This is a genomic window from Arsukibacterium indicum (assembly GCF_019100565.1).
Taxonomy (GTDB): domain Bacteria; phylum Pseudomonadota; class Gammaproteobacteria; order Enterobacterales; family Alteromonadaceae; genus Alishewanella; species Alishewanella indicum.
The window spans coordinates 643,905-662,873 of the sequence record NZ_JAHRID010000001.1 but is presented as its reverse complement, the minus strand read 5'-3'; the positions used below and the strand labels follow the sequence as shown (position 1 = coordinate 662,873).

The following is an 18,969-nucleotide window of genomic DNA, read 5'->3' as shown; positions in this document are numbered from 1 at the left end:
CGGCATAACCATAGCAAATTTAAGCAGTGGTTGACCAGCAAAAACCGCTGGCTGCTGTTTTTAATTCTGTTGCAGTCAGGCGACAGATACAAGTTATTTTTCAGGCCTTTGCAGTGTTGGAGGTAAAGCGCACCGGGGACAGTCTGGCCAGGCAGGATGTGCTTAGAGCCAATGGTTGACCGGTAATTTGACACGCCAGGGTTTCTGCCAGCAACGGTGCCAGTAAAATGCCCCGGGCACCCAGACCACCAAATACATACAACCCATTACAATCAGATATTGAACCCAGTAACGGCAGATGATCAGGCACCGTTGCCCGGAACGCGGCGCGGGCCGAGGTAGCTTTCGCATCTGCGAACCAGGCGGGTTGTTGTAACTGACTGTTGACCAGCGCAAGGTTTTCTTCATTGTCGGTGTCAGACACAAAAGCTGTTGTAGCATTGCGGTCAAATGTTGCGCCTACCGCGTGGCAGTTATCAAGCTGCGGCGTGATATATCCTTTGTGACATAGCACCGTTTTCAGCGGTTGCATGCCATTACTGCTGACGTGACTAACCTGACCACGAACCCGGTTCACGGGCAAGCTCTCACTCACTGCAAAGTTGTTAATGCCGGCACCGTTGGCCAGTACCACACAGTTGTAACTAACGGCGGGGGAGTGATCAGCAAACTGAAGTTCCCAGCCTGCTGCTGGCTCCGTGCTACTGGTATTGCCGGCGACTGGTGTTAGTGTAGTAACTTTGCTGTTAAACCTAACCCGGAAGTGTCCGGATCCCAATAACAGCTTCAGCGCTGTCTGGCAAAACTGCTGTGGGCTAAGCCAGCCGGCCTGCGGCAAAAAAATGCCGCCATGATTAAGAACTACCCCGGCCAGGTTTGATGCCTGCCCCGCTGTTACCGGATATACCAACTCGGACGGCCAGTTTGCCAGTGTTACCAGTTTTTGCTGGCGTTCTGTTAATGCCGGATTAGTTGCCAGATGCAATACCCCGCACCACTGCAAAGCAAAGGGCAGCCCGTTAGCTGACAGCTGCTGATAAAAACTGCGGGCGAAATAGAACGCCTGACAATGCAGCAGACTGGCAAAAGTTGGCGACGGATGAAGGTTTGGGTAAATTGCACCCTGCAAATTATGGGATGCACCCTGAGCAATCTCAGCATCTGCGCAAATCAAAGTTGTGTTAATTCCTTTATCAACCAGTTGCAATGCCAGACAAACGGAGGCAATTCCTCCGCCAACAATGCATACCTCTTTCACGGGTTCAGCAGGACTGCTTCGCTCATCCGCCATAATGGCAGGGGCAACTGGTTGATAGGTTGCGGTCAGCATTTCCCGTTTGCGGCCAAAACCTTTCACTTTTTTAATGGTAAAGCCACTTTGCACCAGGCCTCGTTTTACGATGCCTGCACTGGTAAACGTAGCAACAGTTGTTTGGCAATGGCTTAGCCGGGCCATCTGCTCAAATAAGCCTTGTTGCCACATATCCGGGTTTTTGCCAGGGGCAAAGCCATCGAGAAAAAAGGCATCGGCCTGATTATTGCCAGTCAGTTGCGGCAACAGCTCGTTAACGTCACCCAGCCACAAATCAAGTACAACAGCACCGTCATCGAATACCATTCGGTGGCATCCTGGCAGTGCCGGAGGATATTGAGCAAGTAGTTGCCTGCATAGCCCGCTAAGCCCGGTATGAGCCTGCAGCGCTGTAGTCAGATCCGCCAGGGTTAATGGATACTTTTCGAAGCTGGAGAAATACAACTTACGGCAGGCAGCATCCGGATGTTGTTGCCGAAACTGGCGGAACCGCTGCCAGCTTAGTAAAAAATTGGCACCAGTGCCAAAACCTGTCTCTATAATATGAAAGAAGGTGCGGCTGGTATGTTGCCAGCGTGCTGGTAAACCATTTTGCTGTAAAAAAACGTATTCCGTTTCTGCCATACCACCATCATTGGAAAAATAAATGTCATCAAAATCAGTGGCAACTGGGGTACCCTGTTGGTTAAAGTGGATATTGGCGTTCTTCAGCGACTGCATCTTGGTATCCGGCAGGAAAATCGGCTTGTAGTTTACCTGAAGCTGAAGCAAAATTAAAAAGAGTACAGCTGTACGCTGAAAGCTGACCAGTTTTGACTGCAAAGTCCGTACAATACGCCGTAACCTAAATATTTACCTGCCGTCAGGCAGACATGGGAGTAAGCATGAAAAGAGCCGTTATCACAGGCATAGGTATTGTTTCAAGTATTGGCAATAACCAGGCAGAAGTGCTGGATTCATTAAAAGCAGGCCGATCAGGTATTACTGCTTCAGAGGAATTTGTCGAGTTTGGATTACGCTCACAGGTATGGGGCAACATTAAACTCAACCCTGCCGAGCACATTGACCGCAAAGCAATGCGTTTTATGGGTGATGCCGCTGCTTACTCTTACATTGCGATGCAGGAAGCGATGACCGATGCGGGTTTAAGTGCAGAGCAAATTTCAGATCCCCGGGTCGGACTGGTAGTAGGTTCCGGCGGGGCATCGTCCAAGACCCAGATCGAAGCCGCTGACACCCTGCGTGAGAAAGGGGTAAAGCGGGTTGGCCCGTATGCTGTGCCTAAGACCATGTCCAGTACCTGTTCCGCCTGTCTGGCAACCCCTTTCAAAATTAAAGGTGTTAATTACTCGATAAGCTCAGCCTGTGCTACCAGTGCTCATTGTATTGGCCATGCGGTTGAACTTATCCAGCTTGGTAAACAGGATGTGGTATTTGCCGGTGGCGGTGAAGAGGTGCACTGGACGTTGGCGATGGAATTTGACGCGATGGGCGCGTTATCCAGTCGCTACAACGACACACCGGAACTGGCGTCACGTACTTATGATGCAGAGCGTGACGGCTTTGTGATAAGCGGTGGGGGCGGTATTGTTGTGGTCGAAGAGCTGGAACATGCACTGGCACGCGGCGCGACAATTTATGCGGAAATTGTGGGTTACGGGGCGACGTCTGATGGTTATGACATGGTTGCGCCCAGCGGCGAGGGTGCAGTGCGCTGCATGGAAATGGCGATGCAGGGGGTGTCTGCACCTGTAGACTATGTGAATACCCATGGTACCAGTACCCCGGTTGGTGATGTTAAAGAACTGGCGGCAATTCAGCAGGTTTTTGCCGGCAAGTCACCGGCAATAAGTGCTACCAAAGCCATGACCGGCCATGCACTTGGTGCCGCTGGAGTGCACGAAGCAATTTATTCGCTGTTGATGATGAAGCACAACTTTATTGCGCCTTCAATTAATATCAGCCAGCTGGATGAAGCGGCAGCAGGGCTGAATATTGTTACAGAAACAAAAGAGGCGACGCTTAATACCATCATGTCGAATAGTTTCGGCTTTGGCGGTACCAACGCAACTTTAGTTATGCAGCGTTATCGCGGGTAAGCGATGTCGCATTCTTAGTTGAAAAGCCAGGCAGTATTTCGCCTGGCTTTTTGTTTTTTTGCTAGACTGCGCCAGGAATACGATTGCAGCCGTTGATTTCGGTTAGATCAAAACACCAACATTTATAAAAGCACGCTAATGAAAATATACGCTGATGAAAATATGCCGCTTGTTGCCGAGTTTTTCGACCATATTGGGCCGGTAACCTTGTTTAACGGTCGCACCGTTAAGGCCGCTGATGTCGCCGATGCCCAAGTGTTACTGGTCCGCTCGGTGACACAGGTTAACGAGGCATTACTGGCGCAGAACAGTGCGTTGCAGTTTGTCGGCACTGCAACCATAGGTATGGACCATATTGACCAAAGCCTTCTGGCTGAGCGACAGATCAGTTTTAGTTCGGCGCCGGGCTGCAATGCCCAGTCGGTGGTTGAGTATGTTTTAAGTGCTATCTGGTATCTGGCAGAAAAATATCAGTGGCAACTAAGCAGCAAAACCCTGGGTATCGTCGGAGTGGGGAATATTGGCCAACGACTGGCTGATGCGGCCGCGGCCCTCAATATCAGGCTGTTGTTATGTGATCCGCCCCGGGCTGTCGCTGAAACCAGTTTCAACCACACACCCTTTGCCGAGTTGTGTCGGCAGGCTGATATCATCAGTTTTCATACTCCCATGGTCAAAACCGGCGCAGCACCGAGCTGGCATTTATTGAATACTACAACCCTCGGAATACTAAAACCTGATTGTGCACTTATTAATGCGTCGCGAGGGGCAGTTATTGATAATCAGGCATTACTGCAAGCGTTAAAACATCAAGCCAGACCGGTTGTACTGGATGTCTGGGAGCAGGAGCCGGATATTCTGCAGGCGCTGCTGCCACATGTAGATATTGGTACAGCGCACATCGCCGGCCATAGCGTTGAGGGCAAGGCCCGTGGCACTGCTATGCTTTACCAGCAGCTTTGTCAGATGCTTAATATAGCGCCAACTCGTACGCTTAATGATTTATTGCCAGTGCCAGCAGTGGAAAAAGTGAAAATATCTGATAATTTTGGGCTTCCAGATGTCCAAAATCTGGCAAGGATGTTATATGATGTGCGGCGGGATGATGCGTTGTTCCGTTTTCATATTCAGCGAGAAGGGTTTGACTGGCTGAGAAAGTCTTATCCGCCGCGACGTGAGTTCAGTTCGGTACAGCTTACAGGCCGTAAGGTACCAGCCTGGATGGCGCAGTTAGGCTTTACAAGTCAGTAAAAAGGGGTTCAGGAATGGCATCGCAATATAATGTAGCAATTTTAGGCGCAACGGGGCTGGTTGGGCAGCACCTGATCGAAATTCTGGAGCAGCGTGATTTTCCCATCGGCCAGTTGTTTCCGTTAGCCAGTAGTCGCTCTGCCGGCGGTACTGTAACTTTTAAAGGTAAGAAGATAACAGTTCTTGATGCTGATAGCTTTGACTGGAGTCAGGCGCAAATCGGCTTATTTTCGGCAGGCGGCAGCGTTTCAGCACTTTACGCTCCTAAGGCCGCAGATGCGGGCTGTATTGTTATTGATAACACATCACATTTTCGCTATGACGCAGATATCCCTTTAGTTGTGCCTGAGGTCAATGCATCTGCTATCGCTGATTTTCGTAATCGCAACATCATTGCTAACCCGAATTGCTCAACTATTCAGATGTTGGTGGCTTTAAAGCCAATTTACGATGCCGTTGGCATAAGCCGGATAAATGTCGCGACATATCAGTCAGTAAGTGGGGCAGGTCAGTCAGCATTAGATGCATTGGCTCAGGAAACCGTGCAACTGATGAATGGCCGGCCGCTTGAGGGCGAGGGCCAGTTCGCCCGTCAGATTGCGTTTAATGTGATCCCGCAAATCGATGTATTTCTGGATAATGGCTACACCAAAGAAGAGATGAAAATGCACTGGGAAACCCAGAAGATTTTTGCAGATAGCAGTATTGCGGTCAATGCTACTGCGGTAAGGGTGCCGGTATTTTATGGTCATGCAGAAGCAGTTCACATTGAAACCCGGATGCCGCTGAGCGTTGAGCAGGCCAAAGCGTTGCTGGCAGATGCGCCAGGTGTGGTGCTTTTGGAAGACAACGCCGAATTCCCCACTCAGGTATGCAGCGCAACCGGCAAAGATGAGGTATTTGTCGGGCGGATACGCCAGGATATTTCTCACGAAAACGGTCTTAACCTGTGGGTGGTTGCAGACAATATTCGAAAAGGTGCTGCGACTAACAGCATCCAGATTGCAGAGCATCTTATTCGCGATTACCTTTGACCATCTGTCATTAAAGGCTCCTGAAGGAGCCTTTTTTCCGGATTGGGTTTATGCTGGTAACATTGTCGTTACTGTTTTATATTTTGCTGACCATATTTTTTGCTGACTATTGTCTGCTGATTTCTTCTACCATAATAGTGGAACGGTGTTTGCATCAGTTTTGATATTGATAAAGTTATACTTAAAAAAAGCATAACTAAGCTTAAGTTGCCCCGGAAAGGAAAGGTAATGCCACTTCGTCTCTTGTCTTTATTGTTGGTTGTCAATTTCTCGACGCTGCTGGTGGGCACCGCTCTGGCAGATGAGCAGGTATCGACGTCGTTGCGTGGGCCGAAGAATACGGACACCGCATTGATGCAGCGTCAGCTTGGGCCGCTAAGTCCAACGGATACGCTGTGGCGGATTGCCGAGCAGGTCAAGCCGGCAGGAGCTGATGTCAGCACTTATCAGGTAATGTACGCAATATACCTGAAAAACCCCGATTCATTTATTGATGGTAACCTCAATCACTTAAGACCCGGTTCGACGCTACGGTTACCTGATTTGCGGGAGATCCGGGCCATTGATAACAATATAGCGCGAACCAAGTCAGATTCAGATGACAAGGCGTGGGCTGCGCGGACCCGAGCTTCCCGTCAGGCCAATAGTCAGCAAAATGGTAACCCGCCTTCAGCCACGACGGCTGCGTCTGGCGTCTCTGCTGAACAATTACAGCAACTTACCGAGTTAAAAGATCAGTTTGGTAATTCATTGCTGATGATAGAAGCCATTGCCAGAGAAAATAACCAACTTAAATCGACGTTGGAGCGGGTACAGGCTGAATTGCTGGCTCTGCAACAACAGTTGGGAGAAGACAGCACCTTACAGCAGCAGTTAAATACGGTACTGAAGCAACAAGCCGACATTCTGGCGGCACAGAAAGCGCAGGAGCAACAAGCAGCTGAGGCAGCCAGGGCGTTGGCTGTCGAGCAAGAGCAGAGCGCTGCATTCTTAAATAATCCAATTGTATGGGTGTTAGCTGCATCAATACCGGCATTAGTGATTTTGATTGGTGTCGTGTTATGGCTTAAGCGGCGTGGTCAGCAAACAGAGGCTGCCGTGGTTGCAGCTAATAGTGCCTCAACACCACCGGCCGATTATAAATCACCGCTGCCGCCGCTGGATGACAGCAATGATTTAGACGACAGCGGTTTATTCGATATAGACGAGAGCCTGCTGGACGACGCATTTGCCGATAGTGGCGATTTTGCCGGTACAGAAGTGTCAGATGATAGCCTGCCTGACTTTGGCAATGATGCGTTACTGGACGACGATGCTTTGCTGGATGATGATATTCTGCTCGATGATGATAGTTTACTGGCGAATAATGACAATATCGGTACCCCGACAGACGATGATTTGCTGGATGATGTACTGGGTATGCCGGAGGCCTCAGAAGAGCCGGCCAAAACAGATTTTGATGCCAATAATATTCTGTCAGACAGTGATTTAAATGCTTTACTGTCGGCAGAGGATGACGATGATGCCATTATTGCGCTCGATGATGAGCCTGAACTCGATTTAACTGATTCTGAATCATCTGCTGCTGACCCGTTGGTAGATCTGAGTGATGTTACTGAGCCGGATGTGAATGCTGAAGATGAAGAGATTATTGATCTGGATGAGGAACCGCTTCAGCCTGAGGTTGAACCGGAAGCGGCCGAGCAGATTGAGCAGGATACATTGCTGGAGGCTGATGAACCTGTTGCTGACGATGACTTACTCGAAGAGATTGAACTGGATGTGCCGGACGAGCCTGAAGAGTTGACAGCAGTAGTAGCGTCAGAACAACTGTCAGATGCCGATGACATACGTCCTGATGACGACTTAGCTTCGGACGACGGGGCAGAAGATATACTGGTAGAGACTGACAATAGTAGTGAGCAGTTAGTCAGTGAGCATGTCAGTATAGACGCTGTTGATGATCAGTTGACGGATAGTCAGATCACCAGTCTGGTTGAAGATGAAAGTTTTGACCGGACTGAGCTTGATGCATTTGCCGAGGCGCTGGCGTTAGAGGGAACTGAACAATCCAGCGCAAATGCAGAAGAGGAAGAGGCGTCTGAACTGCTCAGTGCTGAACTGGACGAGTTGCTGCAACAGGTTGAAGCTGTAGAGCCCCATCAGGCCGCAACCACTACAGATGATAAATCCGGCGCTGATACCGGTTCAGAGACAGATGAGACAGCCGATGAGCTGACCGATGATAACTATATTGCGATTGACAGTGACGCTCCTGACTTGCAGAGTAACGACGATGATTCTGTTGCAAAGCCATCTGAAGCTGCCCTGTCTGTCGAAAACCCAAGCAAAATGCTGGACAGCTATCCTGAACTTGAATTAAGCGATGACGATTTTACCGCGGAAGATATGCAGCCGGCTGAAGATGCGATAAGCGTTGATATTTCCCCGGCAGATCCGGATGTTGATCAAAGTCTGGCGAAGCTTGATGACAGCCAGTTTGATAATTTGCTGACTGAGCTCGAAGCCATGGCGCATACCACCGCCAGTGATAGCGAAGACTTAAGCCTTGATGTCGATGCGGTGTTTAGTCCGTCACTGGACGATGAAGAGACGATCGCATTATCTGATGCAGACTTTGTTGAAATTGATAACTTACTCGCCAGCAGTGAGCAGGCGCAGGAAGATGATGGTCGCTTTGAACAATTAAATGTTGATGTCGGGCTGGATGAATTTGCAGATGTAATTGGCAATGATAATCCTCAGGATGTTGATGCAGAAGACAATGGATTTGCCGCTAAAATGGATTTGGTCAGGGCTTACATTGAAATAGATGATCTGGATAGTGCCAGCCATATTATCACCGAGATTCTGGATTCAGACGCGCCAGAACATGTTAAAACCGAAGCAAAAGCGCTCCAGAAGAAAACTGAATAATTTGGCAGTTGAGCCGGAGCGTATCAGGCTGTTATCAGAGGTGCTCTGCGGTATAATCGCGGCAGATTATCAGAGGACACCCCATGCGAATAGCTTTAGGTATTGAATATGATGGCACTGGATTTTTCGGCTGGCAACGGCAGCGGGAAGTAAACAGTGTGCAACAGGAGTTAGAGACTGCGCTGGCGAAAGTGGCGAATAGTCCGGTTGAAGTTTTTTGCGCTGGCCGGACAGACGCCGGGGTGCATGCCACTGGTCAGGTAGTACATTTTGATACAGATGCGGTGCGGGATAATAAAGCCTGGATCATGGGAACCAATAGTCAGTTACCTGATCAGATCGCTGTTCGCTGGGCTCAACCTGTAGCAGATGATTTTCATGCCAGGTTCAGTGCAACGGCCCGACGCTACCGCTATATTATTTATAATCAAAAATACCGTCCAGCCATTTTACGTTCCGGGCTTAGCCATTACCATCAGCAGCTGGATATCAGCCTGATGCAGCAAGCGGCGCCTGTGTTAATCGGTGAGCATGACTTCAGTGCCTTCCGGGCGATTCAGTGCCAGTCAAAAACCCCGTTTCGAAATGTGCATCATTTGCAGTTGAGCAGAGTTGGCGACTATCTGGTGCTGGATATAAAAGCCAATGCTTTTTTACACCATATGGTGCGCAATATAACCGGTTCTTTACTGGAAATTGGCATGGGCCGTAAGCCAGTGGACTGGCTAAGTGAGCTACTGCATAGCCGCAACCGCAATCTGGCAGCGGCAACAGCTAAACCAGGTGGCTTGTATCTGGTTGATGTGGATTATCCCGGGCACTACGCAATACCTAAACCTGCACCAGGCCCATTATTCTTATAACGGCTGCTAAGACCAGTTTTTTATATTCTGTATGCCACTGTTTATGCTTTAATAGCGCCCGTTTAGTTTTATTTCGGCGTTTTTTGACGTATTTTGTCTACTATTAGGTCTAACGTCTGATACCTGTTGATAGGAATGCATTATGAGTTGGTTAGAAAAAATCCTGCCCAGAACCTCCACCTCGGCGCGCCGTAATATTCCCGAGGGGGTCTGGACAAAATGCAGCTCGTGTGACGCTGTGTTATATAAAGCTGATTTGGATCGCAACTTAGGCGTGTGTCCTAAATGCGACCACCATATGCGGGTCAATGCCCGTACTCGCCTGAATCACTTTTTTGATAGCCATTCTACCACTGAACTGGCGGCAGAGCTTGAACCGCAGGACTTACTGAAATTTAAAGACAGCAAGCGCTATAAAGACCGGATTTCAGCAGCTCAGAAACAAACAAATGAAAAAGATGCCATGATTGTGATGCACGGCACTTTGCACGGTATACCAATGGTTGCTGCATCTTTTGAATTTGAGTTTATGGGTGGCTCAATGGCATCGGTGGTAGGTGCCAAGTTTGTTGCCGGTGTTGAATACGCTCTGACCCATAAAGTGCCTTTTGTCTGCTTTTCGGCCAGTGGTGGTGCGCGGATGCAGGAAGCATTATTCTCATTAATGCAGATGGCGAAAACCTCTGCCGCTCTGGCAAAACTCAGTGAGCAGGGTTTGCCTTATATTTCTGTGCTTACCGACCCTACGATGGGTGGGGTATCTGCCAGTTTAGCGATGTTAGGTGATATTAATATTGGTGAGCCTAAAGCCCTAATCGGCTTCGCCGGTCCCCGGGTTATTGAACAGACCGTTCGTGAGAAACTACCTGAAGGCTTCCAGCGCAGCGAGTTTTTGCTTGAGCATGGTGCGATTGATATGATTGTTGACCGGCGGAAAATGCGCGATACAATTGCCCGCCTTGTTGCCAAATTTATGCAGCTGCCGGCGCCGGTATCCGAGCACGACGCTGCTTAGGAATATGCATAGGAAAATATGCCTGATACGTTAATGTCAAGCCAATCGTGCCAGACTCTGGCCGATTGGCTTTGTTATATTGAGCAAAGCCATCCCATTGATAAAATTGATCTGGGGCTGGAACGGGTAAAGCAAGTTGCTGATCGCGCCGATTTAGCAAACTTACCCGGTAAGGTTGTTTTAATCGCCGGTACTAACGGCAAAGGCTCAACTGCACGTATTCTGGAACAATTATTACTGGCGCAGGGGTTTAGTGTCGGTGTGTATAGTTCACCGCACTTGTTACGCTTTAATGAGCGGCTGCGGCTAAACAACTATGATGTGGACGATGCATTGTGGGTTGACGCTATGGCGGAAATTGAAGCGTTGCGGCAAGATACCGCGCTGACGTATTTCGAATTTACCACATTAGCAGCATTGTTAATTCTGAAACGTCGGCCCGTCGATTTTTGTCTGATTGAAGTTGGGCTTGGCGGCCGGTTGGATGCAACTAATATTGTCAGTCCAGATATCAGTGTGATTACCACGATTGATTTAGATCACCAGGATTGGCTGGGAAGCGACCGCGAGGCCATCGGCCGCGAGAAAGCCGGAGTGTTCCGCCAGGATAAACCAGTTGTTATTGGTGAGCTGGCAGTGCCCGCGACGGTAACTAACAGAGCATCGGAGTTAAACTGCCCGGCACTGATTATTAATCAGGATTTTACATATCAGCTGTTGGCAGATAGCTGGAGCTGGCAATGTGGTGCCGCAGGATATCAATACTTACCGATACCGGGGTTACCGGTGCAAAATGTGGCTACAAGCCTGGCAGTGCTGCACCACTTATCATTATTACCCGAACAGCCGCTGCTGATAAAAGTACTGTCAGAGCTCAGACTGGCTGGCCGGATGCAGTTTTTGCAGCACCAGCCGGCAATCGTTGTCGATGTCGCTCATAATCCGCAGTCAGCACGCTATCTGGCATCTAAACTGGCCGCGCTTAAACCCGGCTATAAAAGAGTGTTGGCATTGGTGGGTATGCTCAAAGACAAAGACATGACCCAGGCGATGGGGCCCTTGACCTCTGTAATTGATCAATGGCATCTTAGCAGCCTGCCGGGTGTCCGGGGAGCCTCAGCTGAACAGTTAACAACAGCATTGCTATCGGCAGCTCAGGCCCAGCCTGATTACCGGCTTTATCAGGATGTGACAACGGCATTCAGAGAGCTATTATCTATGTTGCAGGATGATGATTTACTGATTATTTTTGGTTCATTTGTCACTGTTTCAGCAGTGCTGGCAAGCTACCATCAGGAGACAACATGACCGCGGGATTTAAGCACAGGTTACTTGGTGCCACTATTTTGATTTTGGCCGGGATCATTTTTTTGCCAGATCTACTGGATGGTGAAAAACAAGTGGTGAAAGATGATTTCAAAGTCATTCCGGATCGTCCCGAGTTTCAGGGCGTTCAGCAACAGAAGCCGTTCAATCAGGCTGAATTTGATAGTGCTAGCAGTGCTGCTGCAACAGAGCAAATGGATGAAGTTGCACTTGACGATGAGCAGCCGGTTAATCAGCGCAGTGAGGATGAGTTTCCCTCTGATACTTATGCGCAGGTTACAGTAAATAGTGAACCTGCTGCACCAGGCACGCCTGCAGCGAATGTTGATAGCCAGCCCACTGCTGCGGTTGCTGAAAATGCCTGGGTGGTGAGGGTTGGCAGTTTTAGTAACCCGCAAAATGCCAATGCGTTAGTTGCCAAGCTGCGTCAGGAAGGGTACGTAACTTTTACCCGCGAAATTACCAACAGTAATGGCCAGAGGTTAACCAGTGTCCTGGTGGGGCCTGAGCTTCGTAAAAACCTGCTTGAGCAACAAGTTGAGCAATTACAGGAACTGACAGGGATAGCGAGGTTAGTAGTAAGTCGCTATCAGGTTACCGAAAATAATTAGCCAAGCTGCAGCCGGTTTGATAGAATGCGCGCCGTCATCAGGCATCCTTTGGTAGCAAATGATTTGGGTTGATTTTGTTATACTGGCAATTATTGCCTTATCGGCTGTTATCAGCCTGATCCGCGGTTTCGTTAAAGAAGCTATCTCACTGGTGGTTTGGTTTCTGGCCTTTTTTGTCGCCAGTCAATATTATCCACAACTCGCATCACTCTTTACAAATATTACCGACCCGACAATTCGTAATGCGTCTGCTATTGCTATTTTGTTTATCTGCACCTTGATCCTGGGGGCGCTGATTAATTTTGTTATTGCTAAGTTAGTGCAAAGTACCGGGCTATCGGGTACCGACCGGGTATTAGGGCTGGTATTTGGTGCATTGCGAGGCGTGTTAGTAGTGAGTGCCATTTTATTCTTTATGGATGCGTTTACCCCGGCAGCACAGGCGCTTTGGTGGCAGCAATCGGTGTTGATCCCGGAATTTGGTTTTATTATTGAATGGTTTTTTGAATATCTGGAAAACCATTCCAGTTTTATGCAAAAGCCTTAGGGCTGGCGAGGAAATAATCAATGTGTGGTATCGTTGGAATCGTAGGTAAGTATCCGGTAAATCAGGCGCTGTATGATGGTCTGACAGTGTTACAACATCGGGGCCAGGACGCCGCAGGTATTGTTACAGTTGACAACAATACCCTAAGATTACGCAAGGCCAACGGCCTGGTCAAAGATGTATTTGAAACCCGTCATATGCAGAGGTTGTCAGGTAACATCGGTATTGGCCATGTTCGCTACCCCACTGCCGGTTCGTCCAGTACCGCAGAAGCTCAACCGTTTTATGTTAATAGCCCGTTCGGTATTGCACTGGCTCACAACGGTAACTTAACCAATTCACATGAATTAAAAGAAGACATGTTCCGGCTGGCCCGCCGGCATATTAATACGACTTCTGATTCAGAAATTTTGCTGAATATTCTGGCGCATGAATTGCAGTCAAAGTCGACCATGCAATTGGAACCGGAACAGATCTTCAATGCTGTTGCCAGTGCTCACCGGAAAATTCGAGGTGGTTATGCGGCGGTGGCACTAATTATCGGCCATGGTTTGGTGGCGTTTCGCGATCCGAATGGTATCAGACCACTGGTAATGGGGAAGCGGGAAACGCCAGCGGGCACTGAATACATGGTTGCGTCTGAAAGTGTTGCCCTGGATGCAGATGGCTTTACCGTATTGCGCGATGTATCACCGGGTGAAGCGGTATATATTACTGAGCAGGGCGAGCTTTTTAGTCAGCAATGTGCCGAAAATCCCAATTATACACCTTGTATTTTCGAGTATGTTTATTTTGCCCGCCCTGACTCTACTATCGATAATATTTCGGTATATGCCTCAAGAGTGGCGATGGGTAAAGTACTTGGTCAGAAGATTAAACGGGAATGGGCGCATCTGGATATTGATGTAGTAATTCCGATCCCGGAAACCAGTAACGACGCCGCTCTGGAAATAGCCAATGAGCTGCAACTGCCTTTTCGCCAGGGGTTCGTTAAAAATCGCTATATTGGTCGTACGTTTATTATGCCCGGCCAGGTTCAACGGAAAAAATCTGTTAAACGTAAACTTAATGCCATCTGGCAGGAGTTTAAAGGTAAAAATGTATTGCTGGTTGATGACTCAATCGTGCGCGGTACAACCTCGGGTCAGATTATTGAAATGGCACGGGAAGCGGGCGCTAAAAAGGTTTACTTTGCCTCAGCGGCACCGGAAATTCGTTTCCCAAATGTTTATGGTATTGATATGCCGTCGGCAAATGAGTTAATTGCTCATGGCCATGATGTTGAGAGCATTTGTGACACCATCGGCGCTGATGGTCTGATTTTCCAGTCATTGCCGGATTTAATAGCGGCCGTTCGTTCTGAAAACCCGGATATTAAGCGGTTTGAAACTTCGGTATTTGATGGTCATTATGTGACAAATGACATCGATCAGGATTATCTGAACCGGTTAGATCAGACTCGCAGTGATGATGCCAAGGCTCTCACAGCAATGTCGATGGCAACCAATTTAGAAACCTACAACGAAGGTTAATAAGCAGCTATAAATAACACAGGCGCCTATAGGCGCCTGTGTTATTTATACAGAACTAAAACGTCAATGAGTGTAGGTCGGACCAAAACCTGACATCCATAAAATGACGGTAGTCGCCATTAGAACGGCCAGCAAGGTTAAACCACCGGTAACCACAGAGCTGGCATAAATAAAGCCTCGCTCTTCAGGAATATGCATCAGAATGGGTACCCCTACATAAAGTAAGTATACCGAGTAAGCCAGGCCAACCAGGCCGACACTGACCACAAACCACAACTCCGGATAAAGTGCTGCAAAGCCCACCATAAACAATGGGGTTGACGTATAAGAGCACAATTCTAATGTCTGCGTGTAAGTGGGTTCAGCACCAAACGTATGTGCCATCCAGTGTGACAGCCAGGCCAATGCAAATACACCAATAATTAAGCCACAGTACATGGCGACAGACATTACCAATGCGCTTTGAGAGGTTAGCTTAATAGGGTCACCCACACCTATACTCCAGCCCAGGTGCACTGCAGAATAATAGGCACAGATTGCCGGGATTAGCGCCACGATGAGGATGTGAGCCATACTGTAGCGAAAACTTTCATGTCTGGCATCGATAGTGTGCCATTCTTCTTTCGGGTGGGCATAAATGCCCCATAAATGGTTTAGTATCATAATTATTATCCTTTTTACTACGCCCCTTATATCGGGTAACGATGTTACACTGCCACCCTTAGCTCAGTTATGACCAAATCTTGCGCATTCGTCAAGCAACTTGCACTAATTTTCAACAAAGTACCCATCCAGATCAAAGTTGGTCGATGCTGCTGCGTTAGGTATAATACGGTAACTTTTTCAGGTCCGGTTCAAACTATGCAAAACAGTGAGTGGCAACAATTGCTACAACCAATAAACCGTTTTTTAGGTTGCACAACGCCGGACGCTTGGCTGGAGCAAGCTGCACGGCCAGAGAATCTGCCTGGTTTGTTGCGGGACCATCTGATTTGCGAATTAAAAGCAGCACAAAGTGCCATGTATCTTATTCGCCGGTATGCGGTAAATGACAGCAGTGCCGATGCATTGCTGCAATGGCTGAAGCCTTATGAAGATTTTACCTATCGGCAGCAGGGCGACTGGCGTGCGCTGGCTGGCCTTAGCCTGAAGAAATCGATGATCCCACAGGCAAGCAGCCGATATGCTCAGGATTTGATTGATAAAATGGTGCTGTTGATTAAAGAAGAGCTGCATCATTTTTATCAGGTGCTTGAGGTTATGGCCGCAAATGGTATTGCTTATGAGAAAACCACATCCAGTCGCTATGCCAAAGGTTTACTGCGCCATGTCCGTACTTATGAGCCTCAGGCTATGGTAGATAAACTGATTTGTGGTGCCTATATTGAGGCACGATCTTGCGAACGTTTTGCCAGATTGGCGCCTTTACTTCCGGTCGAAATTGCTGAATTTTATACTTCTTTACTGCGCTCTGAAGCACGGCATTATCAGGATTACCTGAGTTTAGCCCGGCAGATTGCTGATACTGATATTAGTGAGCGGATCGCTTTTTTTGGCAAGGTGGAAGCAGAATTGATTAGCAGCCCGGACACTGACTTTAAATTTCACAGTGGCTGCCCCACTATTGCGGTTGGTGATCAGTCAGCGGCGTAAATACCAGTTGCCACTCATCTGCCGATACGGTTAAGTAACTACTCTGGCTATACCAGTCACCTAATACATAACGTTCACCAGGCTGACCATTTACATCAACCTGATGCACTGCCGGGCGGTGAGTATGGCCATGGATAAGTTTAGTGACACCGTGCTCTGCCATTACTTTGGGCACTTCTTCCGGTGTAACATCCATTATTTGTTGTTGCTGCTGCTCTGCATAACGTGCTTTATTCGCGGCACTTTTGCGACGGGCTTTTGCTGCAATACCCTGACGAAATTTTAATGGGGTTTTTAGCAGTAACCATTGCCACCATGGCTGGTTCCACCATTTACGAAATTTTTGATAGGCAATATCCATGGTGCATAAACTGTCGCCATGCATAATCAGGGTAGGGGTGCCATATAAGTTGATCACCTGCTGCTGGGGTAATAACTGCATGCCCGCGCGGTTGGCATAGCCCTGGCGCAATATAAAGTCACGGTTGCCATGAATAAAGAAAACAGGTGTTAGTTTGCTCAGTTCGGCTAACGCATCCGCCACTGTGGTAAGCAATGGCTCCGGATTGTCATCGCCAATCCACACTTCAAACAAATCACCGAGAATATACAGCGCCTCAGCTTTTGATGCATGCTCTTGTAAAAAGCGCAGAAAGGCGGTGGTGATATCAGGCCGATCTGCAGACAAATGCAGATCGGCAATAAAAAGCGTATGCTGCCCGGACATCAGCTCTGGCATCAACAGCGCTTATGCAAGCAACTCAGCTTTTTCAATAACAACCGGCTCTACTGGCACATCGCCATGGCCGGCAAAACGACCGGTTTTTACCTGGCGAATTTTATCTACTACGTCCATACCGCTGGTTACTTCACCAAATACACAGTAGCCCCAACCCTGGCTTGATTCTGCTGTGTGGTTTAAAAAACTGTTGTCGGCAACATTGATAAAAAACTGGCAGGTGGCTGAATGCGGGTCATTAGTTCTGGCCATCGCAATAGTGCCTTTTTTATTTGGTACTTTATTATTTGCTTCGTTTTTAATGGGTGCTTTGGTTTCTTTCTGGTCCATATCCGGCGTAAAACCACCGCCCTGGATCATAAAGCCGTCAATTACCCGGTGAAAAATCGTGCCATCAAAAAATCCATCTTTAACATAGCCGATAAAGTTGTCTACGGTAACCGGCGCTTTGTCTGCAAATAAGTTAATGGTGATAGCGCCATAATTAGTATGTAAGTTAATCATTAATTTGTGTCCTCTGTTTGAATGGCTGCATTGTAACTCAGCTGGTGCATTTCATAAAGCAAGGATAGCGGCTGCAGTTTGCCGGTGGTACACTAGCGGGCTGGATATTATGCCTTTATAACGTCGTTTCTGAGGATACAAATGTTACAAATCTACAATACTTTAAGCCGTAAAAAAGAAGAGTTTAACGCGATTGAACCTGGCAAAGTAGGTTTGTACGTTTGTGGTATTACTATTTACGATTACTGCCACGTGGGGCATGCCCGCACTTATGTTGCCTTTGACGTCATCAACCGCTATCTGCGTTTCTGTGGCTATGACGTGACTTACGTTCGCAATATTACTGATGTTGACGATAAAATTATTAAGCGAGCGGCTGAAAACAATGAAAGTTGTGATGCCTTGACTGCTCGTTTTACGGAAGCAATGCATGCCGATTTTAACGCTCTGGGGTTATTACCGGCTGATATTGAGCCAAAGGTTACCACTCATATGGCAGAAATTATCAGCCTGATAGAGACGCTGGTGGCCAAAGGTTATGCCTATGTTGCCAGTGATGGCGATGTATTGTTCGATGTCAGCAAATATGACGCTTATGGTGAGCTAAGCCAGCAAAACCTGGATATGTTAAAGTCGGGTTCAAGGGTGGAAGTGGCAGATAATAAAGACGACCCACTGGATTTTGTTTTATGGAAAAGCGCCAAGCCCGGTGAGCCGTTTTGGCAATCTCCCTGGGGCAATGGCCGGCCGGGTTGGCATATTGAATGTTCTGCAATGAGCGCCAGGCACTTAGGCCAGCATTTTGATATTCACGGTGGCGGCTCTGACTTACAGTTCCCGCATCATGAAAATGAAATTGCCCAGTCAACCTGTGCCCATGGCCACAAGTACGTGAATACCTGGATCCACACCGGTATGGTGCAGGTAGATAAAGAAAAAATGTCAAAATCACTGGGCAATTTCTTTACTGTTAAAGACGTGCTGGCCCAGTATAACGCAGAAGCCGTGCGCTATTTCCTGTTATCCAGCCATTATCGCAGCCAGTTAAATTACTCGGCCGAAAATCTGGAGCAGGCGCATGCTGCACTAGGCCGTTTGTATACTGCACTGCGTAATGTGACGCCAAGCCACAGTATTGATTTAAAAAGCCCCTATATTGCCCGGTTTAAAGCGGCGATGGACGATGACTTTAATACCCCGGAAGCCTTACCTGTATTGTTTGAACTGGCCAAGGAAATAAACCGCTTTAAAGAAACCGAGCCCGCCAAAGCGGCAGAGTTAGCGGCGTTGCTAAAATTGTTAGCGGGTGCTTTAGGTATGCTGCAAGGTGATGCAGAGCAGTTCTTGCAAAGTGGCGCATCAACAGATGATGTAGCAGAGATTGAAGCGCTTATTGCCCAGCGCAACAACGCCCGTGCTAACAAAGACTGGGCCGCAGCAGACGCCGCCCGCGACGCCTTAACGGCAAAAGGTATTATCGTCGAAGATAAAAACGGTGTTACCAGTTGGCGTAAAGCATAGAGCAAGCAAGTTAGATTCGAACAAA

The 18,969-nt window shown here is 48.2% G+C and carries 16 protein-coding genes; 12 read left to right on the top strand and 4 right to left on the bottom strand.

The window, feature by feature from the left end; translation table 11 throughout:
* Window positions 1–100: 100 nt before the first annotated feature.
* The gene (gene mnmC / locus KQY15_RS03190) at window positions 101–2,032 is read right to left on the bottom strand and encodes a bifunctional tRNA (5-methylaminomethyl-2-thiouridine)(34)-methyltransferase MnmC2/FAD-dependent 5-carboxymethylaminomethyl-2-thiouridine(34) oxidoreductase MnmC1 (protein WP_254795397.1); all 1,932 of its coding nucleotides are present in this window, start codon (window positions 2,030–2,032) and stop codon (window positions 101–103) included.
* A 164-nt stretch (window positions 2,033–2,196) separates the two neighbouring features.
* Here mnmC and fabB point away from each other — a divergent pair, with 164 nt between their 5' ends.
* The 10 genes from fabB to purF all read left to right on the top strand — a co-directional run bounded on the left by fabB (window position 2,197) and on the right by purF (window position 14,527).
* Entirely contained in the window at window positions 2,197–3,411 is a 1,215-nt protein-coding gene (gene fabB, locus KQY15_RS03185; RefSeq protein ID WP_217667105.1) for a beta-ketoacyl-ACP synthase I, read from the top strand.
* A 138-nt stretch (window positions 3,412–3,549) separates the two neighbouring features.
* Window positions 3,550–4,662 (top strand): 4-phosphoerythronate dehydrogenase, encoded by a 1,113-nt coding sequence (locus KQY15_RS03180; RefSeq protein ID WP_217667103.1) that lies wholly within the window; start codon window positions 3,550–3,552, stop codon window positions 4,660–4,662.
* A gap of 14 nt (window positions 4,663–4,676) precedes the next feature.
* Window positions 4,677–5,696: an aspartate-semialdehyde dehydrogenase gene (locus KQY15_RS03175; RefSeq protein WP_217667101.1), complete on the top strand. Its 1,020-nt coding sequence runs from the start codon at window positions 4,677–4,679 to the stop codon at window positions 5,694–5,696.
* Window positions 5,697–5,924: 228 nt separating this feature from the next.
* Window positions 5,925–8,633 (top strand): FimV/HubP family polar landmark protein, encoded by a 2,709-nt coding sequence (locus tag KQY15_RS03170; protein ID WP_217667099.1) that lies wholly within the window; start codon window positions 5,925–5,927, stop codon window positions 8,631–8,633.
* Window positions 8,634–8,716: 83 nt separating this feature from the next.
* The gene (gene truA / locus KQY15_RS03165) at window positions 8,717–9,496 is read left to right on the top strand and encodes a tRNA pseudouridine(38-40) synthase TruA (protein WP_217667097.1); all 780 of its coding nucleotides are present in this window, start codon (window positions 8,717–8,719) and stop codon (window positions 9,494–9,496) included.
* Window positions 9,497–9,638: 142 nt separating this feature from the next.
* The gene (gene accD / locus KQY15_RS03160) at window positions 9,639–10,511 is read left to right on the top strand and encodes an acetyl-CoA carboxylase, carboxyltransferase subunit beta (RefSeq protein WP_217667095.1); all 873 of its coding nucleotides are present in this window, start codon (window positions 9,639–9,641) and stop codon (window positions 10,509–10,511) included.
* Window positions 10,512–10,544: 33 nt separating this feature from the next.
* The gene (folC, locus tag KQY15_RS03155) at window positions 10,545–11,819 is read left to right on the top strand and encodes a bifunctional tetrahydrofolate synthase/dihydrofolate synthase (RefSeq protein ID WP_254795396.1); all 1,275 of its coding nucleotides are present in this window, start codon (window positions 10,545–10,547) and stop codon (window positions 11,817–11,819) included.
* Window positions 11,816–12,448 carry an SPOR domain-containing protein gene (locus KQY15_RS03150; protein WP_217667091.1) on the top strand — a complete coding sequence of 211 codons (633 nt, stop codon included), beginning with the start codon at window positions 11,816–11,818 and terminating at the stop codon, window positions 12,446–12,448. Before folC ends, KQY15_RS03150 begins: the two co-directional genes overlap by 4 nt.
* Window positions 12,449–12,506: 58 nt before the next feature.
* Complete coding sequence (locus tag KQY15_RS03145) at window positions 12,507–12,995, top strand: CvpA family protein (RefSeq protein WP_217667089.1); 489 nt, start codon at window positions 12,507–12,509, stop codon at window positions 12,993–12,995.
* A gap of 20 nt (window positions 12,996–13,015) precedes the next feature.
* On the top strand, window positions 13,016–14,527 hold the full coding sequence (gene purF, locus KQY15_RS03140; RefSeq protein ID WP_217667087.1) for an amidophosphoribosyltransferase: 1,512 nt from the start codon (window positions 13,016–13,018) through the stop codon (window positions 14,525–14,527).
* A gap of 63 nt (window positions 14,528–14,590) precedes the next feature.
* Here the strand turns inward: purF and KQY15_RS03135 are convergent, their stop codons facing one another.
* Window positions 14,591–15,190: a Yip1 family protein gene (locus KQY15_RS03135; protein ID WP_217667085.1), complete on the bottom strand. Its 600-nt coding sequence runs from the start codon at window positions 15,188–15,190 to the stop codon at window positions 14,591–14,593.
* A 198-nt stretch (window positions 15,191–15,388) separates the two neighbouring features.
* Here KQY15_RS03135 and miaE point away from each other — a divergent pair, with 198 nt between their 5' ends.
* Entirely contained in the window at window positions 15,389–16,180 is a 792-nt protein-coding gene (miaE, locus tag KQY15_RS03130) for a tRNA isopentenyl-2-thiomethyl-A-37 hydroxylase MiaE (protein ID WP_217667083.1), read from the top strand.
* Here miaE and KQY15_RS03125 read toward each other — a convergent pair.
* A complete protein-coding gene (locus tag KQY15_RS03125; RefSeq protein WP_308160219.1) occupies window positions 16,149–16,919 on the bottom strand; it encodes a UDP-2,3-diacylglucosamine diphosphatase in 771 nt (256 codons plus the stop codon). The genes miaE and KQY15_RS03125 overlap by 32 nt on opposite strands.
* Before the next feature lie 9 nt (window positions 16,920–16,928).
* Window positions 16,929–17,423: a peptidylprolyl isomerase gene (locus tag KQY15_RS03120; protein WP_217667081.1), complete on the bottom strand. Its 495-nt coding sequence runs from the start codon at window positions 17,421–17,423 to the stop codon at window positions 16,929–16,931.
* Between the two features lie 141 nt (window positions 17,424–17,564).
* On the opposite strand from KQY15_RS03120, the gene cysS reads away from it, so the two are divergent.
* Window positions 17,565–18,944, top strand: coding sequence for a cysteine--tRNA ligase (gene cysS, locus KQY15_RS03115; RefSeq protein WP_217667079.1), 1,380 nt, complete (start codon window positions 17,565–17,567; stop codon window positions 18,942–18,944).
* The last annotated feature ends 25 nt before the right edge of the window (window positions 18,945–18,969 follow it).